The organism is Neisseria mucosa (assembly GCA_003028315.1).
GTDB classification, from domain to species: Bacteria; Pseudomonadota; Gammaproteobacteria; order Burkholderiales; family Neisseriaceae; genus Neisseria; species Neisseria mucosa.
Map to the genome: position 1 here is coordinate 1,240,754 of CP028150.1, position 12,425 is coordinate 1,253,178.

General features: G+C 49.9%; 11 protein-coding genes and 1 pseudogene. 8 read left to right on the plus strand and 4 right to left on the minus strand.

Features of this window, described 5'->3' with window-relative positions; all coding sequences use genetic code 11:
- Positions 1-686: 686 nt before the first annotated feature.
- From NM96_06130 to NM96_06140, 3 genes are all read left to right on the plus strand, one after another.
- A complete protein-coding gene (locus tag NM96_06130) occupies positions 687-2,000 on the plus strand; it encodes a replication-associated recombination protein A (protein AVR78971.1) in 1,314 nt (437 codons plus the stop codon).
- A 168-nt stretch (positions 2,001-2,168) separates the two neighbouring features.
- A complete protein-coding gene (locus NM96_06135) occupies positions 2,169-2,384 on the plus strand; it encodes a hypothetical protein (protein AVR78972.1) in 216 nt (71 codons plus the stop codon).
- 71 nt (positions 2,385-2,455) lie between these two features.
- Positions 2,456-2,782, plus strand: coding sequence for a protein tyrosine phosphatase (locus NM96_06140; protein AVR78973.1), 327 nt, complete (start codon positions 2,456-2,458; stop codon positions 2,780-2,782).
- 166 nt (positions 2,783-2,948) lie between these two features.
- Here the strand turns inward: NM96_06140 and NM96_06145 are convergent, their stop codons facing one another.
- Positions 2,949-4,085: a transposase gene (locus NM96_06145; protein AVR78974.1), complete on the minus strand. Its 1,137-nt coding sequence runs from the start codon at positions 4,083-4,085 to the stop codon at positions 2,949-2,951.
- A gap of 44 nt (positions 4,086-4,129) precedes the next feature.
- On the opposite strand from NM96_06145, the gene NM96_06150 reads away from it, so the two are divergent.
- Entirely contained in the window at positions 4,130-4,546 is a 417-nt protein-coding gene (locus tag NM96_06150) for an IS200/IS605 family transposase (protein ID AVR78975.1), read from the plus strand.
- A 202-nt stretch (positions 4,547-4,748) separates the two neighbouring features.
- Here NM96_06150 and NM96_06155 read toward each other — a convergent pair whose 3' ends face one another.
- Positions 4,749-7,196: a TonB-dependent receptor gene (locus NM96_06155; GenBank protein AVR80283.1), complete on the minus strand. Its 2,448-nt coding sequence runs from the start codon at positions 7,194-7,196 to the stop codon at positions 4,749-4,751.
- A gap of 194 nt (positions 7,197-7,390) precedes the next feature.
- Between NM96_06155 and NM96_06160 the strand changes: the two are divergent.
- A pseudogene (locus NM96_06160) lies at positions 7,391-7,498 on the plus strand (transposase).
- A gap of 63 nt (positions 7,499-7,561) precedes the next feature.
- Here the strand turns inward: NM96_06160 and NM96_06165 are convergent.
- Positions 7,562-8,719 (minus strand): sugar transporter, encoded by a 1,158-nt coding sequence (locus tag NM96_06165; GenBank protein ID AVR78976.1) that lies wholly within the window; start codon positions 8,717-8,719, stop codon positions 7,562-7,564.
- Positions 8,720-8,854: 135 nt separating this feature from the next.
- Here NM96_06165 and NM96_06170 point away from each other — a divergent pair, with 135 nt between their 5' ends.
- The 3 genes from NM96_06170 to NM96_06180 all read left to right on the plus strand — a co-directional run bounded on the left by NM96_06170 (position 8,855) and on the right by NM96_06180 (position 11,684).
- A complete protein-coding gene (locus NM96_06170; GenBank protein AVR78977.1) occupies positions 8,855-9,232 on the plus strand; it encodes a hypothetical protein in 378 nt (125 codons plus the stop codon).
- 132 nt (positions 9,233-9,364) lie between these two features.
- Positions 9,365-10,615, plus strand: a complete 1,251-nt coding sequence (glyA, locus tag NM96_06175) for a serine hydroxymethyltransferase (GenBank protein ID AVR78978.1) — start codon at positions 9,365-9,367, stop codon at positions 10,613-10,615.
- Between the two features lie 163 nt (positions 10,616-10,778).
- Positions 10,779-11,684: an oxygen-dependent coproporphyrinogen oxidase gene (locus tag NM96_06180; GenBank protein ID AVR78979.1), complete on the plus strand. Its 906-nt coding sequence runs from the start codon at positions 10,779-10,781 to the stop codon at positions 11,682-11,684.
- Between the two features lie 232 nt (positions 11,685-11,916).
- Here the strand turns inward: NM96_06180 and NM96_06185 are convergent, their stop codons facing one another.
- Positions 11,917-12,411 (minus strand): thiol peroxidase, encoded by a 495-nt coding sequence (locus NM96_06185; protein AVR78980.1) that lies wholly within the window; start codon positions 12,409-12,411, stop codon positions 11,917-11,919.
- Between the last annotated feature and the right edge of the window lie 14 nt (positions 12,412-12,425).

Sequence of the window (12,425 nt, forward strand, 5' to 3'; positions counted from 1 at the left end):
AATAATGACTAACGATTGGTTGCCTGGAGAAGAAACTCAATACTTATACTTACTTTTTCTCGGCATAATGATGCTATTGAATGTCTTCTTAGTCTCTCGCTTCATTCGCCACCAAAAAAACAATAAAAATGATCATAAGAAAGTTCTTATATTTCCTTGTATGATTGCTTTTTTTTCATTACTCTTGATAGTAATACTATCTGAAAATTTTTCTGTGCGTATGCTTTATCCAGTTCGTTTTACAGAAATACCACAAAACTCTTCATGGTATTTATTACACAATAATTTTCAACAAAACAATGGCTTGCAAGAAACTAGTGGGATTGATAAAAATGACTTATTCAAGTTAAAACAGAAATTTAAATGCTCTGTGCTCTCAGAAAAAGAAAAAGTAGAAAAAGACATTACCTGTTCTTCAATCCCCGAACAACGCAACAACGCCCTATACGGCTACATGGCTTGGAACTTAGGCGACACTAAGGTCTTCTGCCCACCAACTGTTGAAAACAACAAAGGAAAAAAGGAAGCCGCAAAATTAGCAACAGAATGTATCGTTATCAGTGGGAAATTCCTGCAAATTTTGAATGAAAACTATATTGATATTATGCCCAAAGAGCGTTAATCCTCCTTTCAGACGACCTGCTATAATCCACGTCGTCTGAAAACCCTCTTTCACGGAAACCGCCATGTCCGACCTTTTCACCCGCCAACCCGATGCGCCGCTTGCCGAACGCCTGCGCCCGCATACGCTTGATGACGTTATCGGGCAGCAGCATTTAATCGGCGAAGGCAAGCCGCTGCGTGTGGCGGTGGAAGGCGGGAAACCGCATTCTATGTTGCTGTGGGGGCCGCCGGGCGTGGGCAAGACGACGTTGGCGCGGATTTTGGCGCAGAGTTTCAATGCCCAGTTTCTGCCTGTTTCCGCCGTATTCTCCGGCGTGAAGGACATACGCGAGGCAATCGACAAGGCAGAAATCGCCTTGCAGCAGGGACGCGCGACGATTTTGTTTGTCGATGAAGTCCACCGCTTCAACAAGGCGCAGCAGGACGCGTTTTTGCCCCATGTCGAAAGCGGTTTGCTGACCTTTATCGGCGCGACTACGGAAAATCCGTCGTTTGAAGTCAATCCCGCGCTGTTGAGCCGCGCGCAGGTGTATGTTTTGCAATCCTTGTCTTCAGACGACCTCAAGAAACTGATTGCCAAAGTATTGGCATTGCCCGAATACCGGGATTTCACGATTGAAGCCGATGCGCAGGAGCTGCTCGTCAATACCGCCGACGGCGATGCGCGCAGATTGTTGAATTTATTGGAGCAACTTTTACGCGCCGCCGACACACGTCGTCTGAAAACCCTGACCGCCGAATTTCTCGCCGACAGCCTCGGCGCGCAAATCCGCCGTTTCGACAAAGGCGGCGAGAGTTTCTACAACCAAATCTCCGCCCTGCATAAATCAGTACGCGGTTCGCATCCGAATGCCGCGCTGTATTGGTTCTGCCGTATGCTCGACGGCGGCACCGACCCGCGCTACCTTGCCCGCCGCATCGTGCGCATGGCGTGGGAGGACATCGGGCTTGCCGACCCGCGCGCCTTCCAAATCGCCAATGATGCCGCCGCCACCTTTGAACGCTTAGGCTCGCCCGAAGGCGAACTCGCGCTGGCGCAAGCCGTGTTGTACCTTGCCGCCGCCGCGAAATCCAACGCGGGCTACAAGGCATACAACCAAATGCGCCGCTTCGTCAAAGAAAACGCCAGCGACGAAGTGCCCGTCCACCTGCGCAACGCCCCGACCAAGTTGATGAAAGAATTGGGCTACGGACGCGAATACCGCTACGCCCACGACGAACCGAACGCCTACGCCGCCGGCGAAAGCTATATGCCCGACGGCTTGGACGAACCGGATTTCTACCAACCCGTCCCGCGCGGGCTGGAAATCAAAATCGGCGAAAAGCTGGAATGGTTGAAATCGCTGGATGAGGAAGCGTTGGATAAGCAGAAGTAAATGGCGTCTCGCATTTCAGACGACCTGTTCCACAACGACGGTCAAATGCTTGTATCGTCAAGCTAATTTGGCTACAATCCGATTTTCCTTTTTCTTGCTGAATAATCGAACACAGAAAAAATCGCGGCTGCTGAACCCGATTTCCGAAACGAAGTTAGAAAGCAGATAATGGACAATTTAGACCACAGTCGCAGCCGTGCATGGCGGCGGCATCAAGCAAAACGACCCAGCCATCGCGTACACGGCAAAAACCCTTCTGAGGGTAAGCTCGAGAAAAAGTGGGATTTGATGTATTTCCGCAGGAATAAAGTCAAACGCGCGCAAAAACTGGGCTTTGTTTACCCCTTCAGGCAGCATGAATTTGAAGCCGAATGGTTTGATTAACTTAAAACACATTTCGACTCAATCGAGATGATTTTCACAAGGCGGATATTTCTCCGCCTTTTTTAATTTCTATGAACGCACTTTTTATTTGCAGCCGCAACCAATGGCGCAGCCCCACTGCTGAAGCGGTATTCCGACGCTATCCGAACGTACAGACCCGTTCCGCAGGCACAAGCCCTAACGCACGGCACACCGTTTCCATCAACGACATCGCATGGTCGGATAAGATTTTTGTGATGGAACAAAAGCATAAAAACCGCCTGTCGGCGCAGTTTCCCCGCGCTTTGCAGCATAAGGAAATCATTGTTTTGGACATTCCTGACGATTACCGCTATATGGACGAAGAATTGATCGAGATATTGAAGGAAAGCGTCGAGCCGTATTTGTCTGACAGCTAGCATATAAGGCTCTGATTGACATCCTCCCCTTGCTAAAGCAAGGAGATTCCTACGGCGGTTAGTGATGTTCTACCAACTCGCTTCGGTGGGTTCGTGCTGCTGACAACCTGACTGCATTGTTCACTTCACACGCGCTACGGACACGTCCTGCCCTGATTTTTGTTTTTCAGGCAGCCTGAATGGCTTGCCCACGTTTTAACACATTGATTGCACCAACAACATCGGCATTGTTTTGATAGCCACACTCTACGCATTCAAAATTCGCCTGCGTTTGGCGGTTGTCTTTTGTCGTATGTCCACAACTAGGACAACATCGGCTGGTATTTTGTGGTGGAACAGCAAACAAAAACCCACCATTCCAAGCCAATTTATGCGCTAACTGTCGCCTAAATTCCGCCCAAGACTGGTCTAAAATCGCCCGATTTAAGCCTGATTTCTGTTTCACATTTTTGCCATGTTGTTCAGCATTACCTTTTGCCGATTTAGACATATTCGCCACTTGCAAATCTTCAACGTACACAATCGCGTGGTTTTTGCTGATTTGGCTGCTGATTTGATGCAAGTAGTTTTTACGGATATTGCTGATTTTATGGTGCAATTTGGCAATTTTGGCTTTTAACTTTTGCCAATTTTTAGAAAATTTGGTCTTGTTTTTGAAACGTTTTTGTAGTTTAGCTAATTTGCCTTTTAGGTTCTTAAATGCGTTAATCGGTTCAAAATATTCGCCGTTGGACAAAGTAGCAAAACGAACGATGCCCATATCAATACCGATTTCTCCGCCGTTGGGTTTTGGCGTTTCCGTCTCAAATTCTGTTTGAATGGAAACATACCACTTACCGCATTTTTGGCTGACGGTTACATTTTTCAGGCTGCCTGAAATAGCTCGGCTATTGCGATAACGCACCCAACCTATTTTTGGTAAATAGATACGATTATTTTGTTGTTCCAATTTGCAGCCTTGCGGAAAGCGAAAACTGTCTTTTTCACCCTTGCGTTTAAATTTTGGAAAGTCCGAACGTTTGGCGAAAAAGTTTTTGAAACTGGCTTCTAAATCTTTCAAAGATTGCTGCAAAACCTGACTGTGGCAATCTTTTAGCCAAACTAGCTCACGTTTCCATTCAGGCAGCAAATTCGCAATTTTGGCGTAACTGAATTTGAAAGAGTTATCTTTTTGATATTGTTCATTTTGATACGCCAAAGCGCGATTGAATACGAAACGCGAACAGCCGCAAAATTGTTTCATTTTGCGGACTTGTGCGCCGTTGGGTATTAATTCAAATTTGAACGCTTTGAGTATTTGCATGGTTTCGTAGATAATGGAATTTTTGATTATTCTACACTTGGTCTATGGAAAAAGAAACCGATTTAAGACGTGGTAGACACGTTGTTTTTAACTTACATGTTCATTTAGTCTTTGTCGCAAAATATCGCCGAAAAGTGTTCACAAAAGAAATTTTAGACGATATGCGACAAATTTTTGAAAGCGTTTGCACCGATTTTGAGGCACAACTAGTGGAATTTGACGGTGAAAATGACCATGTTCATTTGCTTGTAAACTATCCACCCAAAGTGTCTATTTCAAAACTCGTGAACAGCTTGAAAGGTGTATCTAGTCGTATGATTAGGCAAAAAAATTATCCCAGTATTCGTGAGAAACTTTGGGGTGGTGCGTTGTGGTCGCCGTCTTATTTTGCAGGTAGTTGTGGCGGTGCACCTATTTCCATTATTCGGCAATATATTGAGCAGCAAAATACGCCTGACTGAAATTGAACGTTTTTAGGACTGCTTCGCAGTCCTCGCCTGATATCTCCGCCGTAAACGGCGAAGTTTTACGGCGCATTCGGATAAAAGAAGGTAAAGGGCATAAATAAGGTTTCAGACGACCCCAAAGGTCGTCTGAAAATCCAATCATCGAAAAGAAAAACCGGATTCCCATCAAAGGAATCCGGTTTATTTTATTCCAAACTTAGAAATTCATTCTGACGCCTACGCGGACGGAGCGGCCCGGCAGCGGTGCGATATATTTCAACATGGAGTTTTGCGGACGTGCGGTGCGGTTGGCAAGGTTGCGCGCATCGACAAACCATTCGGATGTTACCTTGCCGTGTTTGAGCGTATGACTCAAATACGCATCCCACATGGTATAGCCGCCCAACACAGGCTCTTTGTAGTTGGCAGCCATATGGCCGGTATGTTTGGCAGGACGGTAGCGCGTCAGGCTGCTGCCCACTTGCCAGCCGCCTTTGTTCCATGTCAAACCTGCTCCGTAGCGGGAAACAGGCATATTGGGCATGTAATAGCCGTTGTTGCGGACGCGGCTGCCGTGTTCTAAGGAAGTGTTGCGCTCGTCGTCCAAATCGGCGCGGTTGTGTACGAAATCGCCGAAAAGTCGTGCTTCCAATGTGCCGTATTTGTTCAGGTCAAACCACTGATTCAATTCCAACTCTAAACCGTGAAGTTGGGTATTGCCGGCGCGCCAATATTTGGTTGGAAGGCGTTGACCGCCATCGTGTGCCGCATCGACCAAGAAAGCATAATCTTTGAATTGGGTTCTGTACCAGCTTGCGCGAAGCCGTCCGTCTTTCCAACCGAATTCGCTGTTAAATTCCCAAGTTCTGGCGGTTTCAGGACGGAGGACATCGACCGCCCAGTGTGATTCGGCAGCCATCAGGGCATAGTGATCGCCGCCTGCGTACAACTCATTGACTTCAGGAGCGCGTTGCGAACGGCTGTATCGTGCGCCCAGCTTCCAGAAGTCAAATAAATCCACGCCTATACCGGCATGATAATGGTTCAAGCTGTATTTCAGACGACCCCGCTCTTCCAAACCTTTGACTGTCGAGCTGTTGCGTCCAGGTTTGTAATCGCCGATATCGACCGAGTGGCGAACCTGTCCGTGCCGCCAGCCCAACGAAGCATCCCAGTTTTTCCACTTGAAGTTTTCCAACGCGAAAATACCGTATTCTTTGCTGTCGGTATCAGGCAGATAGGCGTAGTTTCCGGTACGTTTGCCGTTGATACCGGAAGATTCCGTGCTGCGCTGTTTCCAATCCGCGCCCAGCGTACCTTTCAGCCAAGAGTCAACTTTGTGGTTAAACTCCAAACGGCTCTGGAAGGTTTTGCTGTCCAGCGTTTGCATTTTGGTATCGCCTAAATATTCTGAGGTAGGCGTTTGCGTATAAGCAGCTTGGAACTTGATGTTCTCTATCCACTGAGCCAACGGACGGTACATGGCCTCAGCCTGCCAACGGGTTTGCTGGGCGCGCACGGAGGCATACTCGCGTCCGGTTTTGTTAGAAGAGCCGCCATGATGATTGTGTCCGGATGAAGCAAAATTGTAATAGCCGAATCCGGCAATGCCTGATTTGCTTAAGAAGCGGCTGACAGACAAACCGACATAGCTGCGCTCGCCGATATGGCTCAAACCGAAAGCAAAGTTCTGATTGCTCAAGTGGCTGTTTTTTAGACGACCTTTTTCAACAGGCATATCATCCTTCATGGCATTGACGACCTTAATCCTGCGATCTTTGCTGCCGTCGTAAAGCGGATTCTCTACCCAATCGCCCCAAGATGGCTTATTCACTTTGTACAGCTCAGACTCGTCAGGCTCCGACCCATCGTTATAGCGTTTCCACTGGGCGATAAAAGCCGGAATATCTTTCGCGACATAACGGAAATGGCCTTTATTTAAAGTCTCGCTAATGTCCGGGGTAACCTGACATGCCCACATCAGACGCGAGCTGTAAATATTAGAAGGATCGTAACAGGCTGCCGGCTTGGAATCGCCGGGGATGCGGTAATCATCCGAATGGGTGTCCGCGCCCGACAAATGCCAAGCCACATTGCCTACCTTACCGTTTAATTTGAACGCGGCGACGCGCGGCGTATTGTAACCGCCGCTCACTTCCACTTTGCCGCCCACGTCTTTTTCAGGCAGTTGGCTCGCAATCACGCCTGTATCGACATCGACCGCACCGCCAATCGCATTACCGCCATACAGTACAGAAGCCGATGATTTCAAAATGGTAATTTTTTCCGCCATAAACGGATTGACCATCAACGGCAAATCAGGGCTTAAAGAAGAAGCGTCCGAAATACCCAATCCATTTTCACTGACATACACGCGCGAACCGCTCAAACTGCGGATTTGCGGCACGCCCGTATTCGGACCGTAAGCGTTGTTTTGAACGCCGGAGACTTGTTCCACAGTCTGTCCGAGCGATACGGCGCGCTTCGTCTTCAGATCATTCGTGGTCAAGACTTCACCGTTTTTCAGGTAGTCTTTTGCCCCAGGCTGCAAACGCCAGTTGTTAGAAGGTGCTTTTCCACTGACTTTAACTTCAGGCAAATCCACCTGTTGAACATCATCCGCAAACACTTGTCCTGAAAAAACAGCCAAAACAGCACACAACATTTTATTTTTATTGAAAAAGATATTTTGTTTCACCGTTCATCCTTTTTAGATAACACATCACGAAAGGCGATATGATATATCATTTTCTTTACCTAGAATGCGGATAACTTTATCTTTCTTTATGAACTTTGATTTTTGTCAATAGTTACAAAGAATGGTAAAAATTCTATTAAGTACACATAAAGAATTAATTATATAGTGGATTAAATTTAAATCAGGACAAGGCGACGAAGCCGCAGACAGTACAGATAGTACGGCAAGGCGAGGTAACGCCGTCCTGGTTTAAAGTTAATCCACTATAAGAATAAAAAAGAGGTCGTCTGAAAACGTTTGTTTTCAGACGACCTCTTTTTTATACACCCCCCTTATTTCCGCATCTCAACCAACATCCGACACACGACCAATCCTGCCGCCGCTAAGATTGCGGCGGCAAAGCCGATGTTGGAAATGCCTGCCCACACGGTAACGTAATGCCCCAAAAGCGCACCGCCGCCGATACCAACGTTGTAGAGACCTGAGTAAATCGAGTTGGCAACATCGGTTGCATCCGAGGCAAAGTCCAATACTTTGGATACCATGCCGAGGCTCAAGACGACGATGGCGATACCCCAGACAAACACCAGCGCGTAAACGGCTATCGGGTAAGCGGCAAGGGGAAGCAGGCAGAGCGTTGAAACCATAATGACGGATACCGAGGTCATCAGGAATGCGCGCTGGTGTTTGGCAAACCATTTGCCGAACAGATACGACGCGGCAAACCCCGCCAGCCCGTACAGGCTCAAGACGATGGTCACTTGTTCGGGCGCGAAGCCGCCGGCTTGCAGGACGAAGGGTTCGATATAGCTGTATGCCGTAAAGTGGGCGGTAATCAGGAGGACGGTCAGCGCGTAGAGCAGCATGAGGTTTTTACGCTTGAGCAATCCGGGCAGGCTTTTGAGCGAACCTGTGTTCACGCTGGGCAGCAGCGGCAGGTTTTTCGCCAATATGCCCATGACCGCTGCCGCGCAAAGTCCGATAAGCAAAAAGCTGAACTGCCAGCTTGAATGTTGCCCGATAACGCGCCCCAGCGGGATGCCCGCTACCATCGCCATGACCGTCCCCGTACTGAGCAGCCCCAAAGCCTGATTGCCTTTACCCTGCGGCGCGACACGTACCGCCAGCGAGGCGGTAATCGACCAAAACACGGCGTGCGTCAGGGCGATGCCGATACGGCTGACGAGCAGGATTTCGAAACTTCGGGCGAAATAGGAAACGATGTGGCTGAGGGTAAAGAACGCGAAGAGGACGAGCAGCAGCTTTCGGCGTTCGATGTTTTTCGTTACCAGCATCAGCGGCAGTGACAGCAGCGCGACAATCCACGCATACACGGTAATCATGATGCCGACTTCGGTCGGCGGCATATTGAAGGTCGCACCGATGTCGCTCAATAGGGCAATCGGGATATATTCGGTGGTGTTGAAAATGAATGCGCCGACTGCCAGGGCGATGACGCTTAGCCATTGTTTGTTTGTGTTTGCTGACATTGGAGTTTCCTTTTTTATATTTGTCTTCAAAAATTTATCAATTTTGTAATTATACTACTTTCAGACGACCTTCTTACTGCGACGACGCAAATTTCCACTCTAGACGCTCCCGCATCATCAGCATACAATCTTCGCATGAACACCAAACACCCCAAGCTCTCCCGTTTTGCCCATATTTACGGCATGAACGGGCAATTTGTCCTGTTGGAACAGCATTCCGAGTGGATGCCGGTCAACGATGCCGACTACGACAACGCACCCGCATTGCCGGAGGGGTTTGTGTTTGCGGACGAAGCGTTCTATACGACCGATGGCAGCGTGCCGCCGCTCATCCTGCCCGACAACATCAAAATCTTCAACGAAGAAGCACGCAAACTCGAACGCCGCAGGCTCGATGCGCTGGCTTTGGAGGAGTTGGGCAAAAACCTCGCCGCCGCCCAAGCCGAGACCGACCTCGAAGCCCTGCTCGAAAAAATCGACTTTCATTTAAAACAGGACAATCTGTTCAAATAAAACTTTTCAGACGACCTCACAAGTCGCTAAGGGGTCGTCTGAAAGATAAAATCGTTGACAATCCAAACCGATTTGGTACATTGTTCACCACTTATCAATCCCCGTTTCCCAACCGACAAAGGAGTCGAGAAGATGTTTTCAAAAAGCGTCAACCTAGCCCAATATGATCCGGATCTGGCAGCCGCCATCGCCCAAGAAGACCAACGCCAGCAAGACCACGTCGAACTGATTGCTTCCGAAAACTACGTCAGTTGCGCCGTGATGGAGGCACAAGGTTCGCAATTGACCAACAAATACGCCGAAGGCTACCCCGGCAAACGCTACTACGGCGGTTGCGAATACGTCGATATCGTCGAACAGTTGGCAATCGACCGCGTCAAAGAACTCTTCGGTGCGGAATACGCCAACGTCCAACCCCATTCCGGCTCCCAAGCCAACCAAGCCGTGTACGCCTCCGTCCTCAAACCCGGCGACACTATCCTCGGCATGAGCCTCGCCCACGGCGGCCATCTGACCCACGGCGCCAGCGTCAACATTTCCGGCAAACTCTACAATGCCATTACCTACGGCTTGGATGAAAACGAAGTCCTCGATTACGCCGAAGTCGAACGCCTCGCGCTCGAACACAAACCCAAAATGATCGTTGCCGGCGCATCTGCCTACGCCCTGCAAATCGACTGGGCGAAATTCCGTGAAATTGCCGACAAAGTCGGTGCCTACCTCTTTGTCGATATGGCGCACTACGCAGGTCTGATTGCCGGCGGCGAATACCCCAACCCCGTCCCATTCTGCGACTTCGTGACTACCACCACCCACAAAACCCTGCGCGGCCCGCGCGGCGGCGTGATTTTGTGTCGTGACAACACGCATGAAAAAGCGTTGAACTCTTCCATCTTCCCAAGCCTGCAAGGCGGCCCGCTGATGCACGTCATCGCCGCCAAAGCCGTTGCGTTCAAAGAAGCCCTGCAACCCGAGTTCAAACAATACGCAAAACAGGTGAAAATCAATGCCGCAGCGATGGCGGAAGAATTGGTCAAACGCGGCTTGCGCATCGTTTCGGGCCGCACCGAAAGCCACGTTTTCCTCGTTGACCTGCAACCGATGAAAATCACCGGCAAAGCCGCCGAAGCCGCATTGGGCAAAGCAAACATCACCGTCAACAAAAACGCCATTCCGAATGACCCGGAAAAACCGTTCGTTACCTCCGGTATCCGCATCGGCTCCGCCGCCATGACCACGCGCGGCTTTAACGAAGCCGACGCCCGAGTCCTCGCCAACCTCGTTGCCGATGTTTTGGCAAATCCTGAAGACGAAGCGAATTTGGCAAACGTCCGCAAACAAATCACCGCGCTTTGCGACAAATATCCCGTTTACGGCGCGTAACCGGCTTGCCCGTTTAAGCATCTTGTCACACGGAAAGGTCGTCTGAAAATCTTGAAAAAGGGTTTTCAGACGACCTTAATTTCTCATTTCAGACTACAATACCGAATTAAATTCTCTCATCAACCCGACGAACTCCGTCTCATCATAAAAGCAAGGAATACCCATGCATACCGAAGCCGTTTTAACCGTATTGAAAAACCTGCAAAACCAAATCTGCACCGCGCTTGAGCAAGAAGACGGCGGGGCGGTGTTTGCGCGTGAAGAATGGACGGGCAAGTTGGGCGTGGGCGAAACCCGCGTATTGAAAAACGGCGCGGTATTCGAGCAGGCGGGCGTGAATTTTTCGCATGTGAAGGGCAGTAAAATGCCCGTTTCGGCAACGGCGCACCGCCCTGAACTGGCGGGCGCGGCGTTTGAGGCGATGGGCGTGTCGCTGGTGATTCATCCGAAAAATCCGTATGTACCGACCAGCCATGCGAACGTGCGCTTTTTTATCGCGTATCCGGAAGGCGGCGAGCCTGTGTGGTGGTTCGGCGGCGGCTTTGATTTGACGCCGTTTTATCCGTTTGAAGAAGATATTTTGCACTGGCACACGGTCGCGCGGGACGTGTGCGCGCCGTTTGGGGAAGCGGTTTATCCCGAGTTCAAAAAATGGTGCGACGAGTATTTTTACCTGAAACACCGCGGCGAAACGCGCGGCGTGGGCGGTTTGTTTTTCGACGATTTGAACCGCTGGAATTTCGACACCTGCCTGAATTTCATCAAGGCGGTCGGCGAAGGCTACATCGAAGCGTATTTGCCGATTGTGGCGAAACGCAAAAACACGCCGTATGGCGAACGCGAGCGCGATTTCCAGCTTTACCGGCGCGGGCGTTATGTAGAATTTAATTTGGTTTGGGACAGGGGTACGCTGTTCGGCCTGCAAAGCGGCGGGCGCACGGAAAGCATTTTGATGTCCATGCCGCCTTTGGTGCGTTTCGAGTATCAATACGCGCCCGAAGAAGGTTCGCCCGAAGCGCGGCTGAACGAGTTTCTCACCGCCCGCGACTGGCTCTCGGAGATCCAATAATGGCGGATAAACGCAAGCCCGACGCCCATCCTTCGGACAAATTCATCCTTGCCATGATTGTCATGGCGGTGTTCCTGGTGATCATCATCGGCGGCGGATTTATCGCCGTAGAATATTTTAAGGCGCATCCCGAAGTGTTTGAATTGAAGCCGCCTGCGAAATAGTTTAGGAAGAAAGATAAAAGGTCGTCTGAAACTTTTCAGACGACCTTTTTCAGCTTTAAAACCCTTGTTTACAAAACAGCCAAAGCCGCGTCGTAATCAGGCTCGTTGGCGATTTCGGCAACCAGTTCGCTGTGCAGGACTTTGTCGTTTTCGTCCAAAACCACAACGGCACGCGCAGTCAGTCCGCGCAACGGGCTGTCGGTCAGGGCGACGCCGTAATCGGCGGCAAAGCTGCTGCGGAACGTAGACAGGTTGATAACATTGTCCAAACCTTCCGCGCCGCAGAAACGTGCTTGGGCAAACGGCAGGTCGGCTGAAATGCACAGAACGACCGCGTTATCCAAAGAAGACGCGCGTTGGTTAAACGTACGCACGGATTGGGCGCATACGCCGGTATCGACGCTTGGGAAAATGTTCAACACTTTGCGTTTGCCCGCAAAATCCGCCAAAGTTTTGTCGGATAGATCGCCAGCGGTCAGGCTGAATGCAGGCGCGGTTTGACCGACGGCTGGCAGGTCGCCGGAAGTGTGGACAGGGTTGTCGTGGAAGGTAATTTGAGCCATAAGAGTTTCCTTTT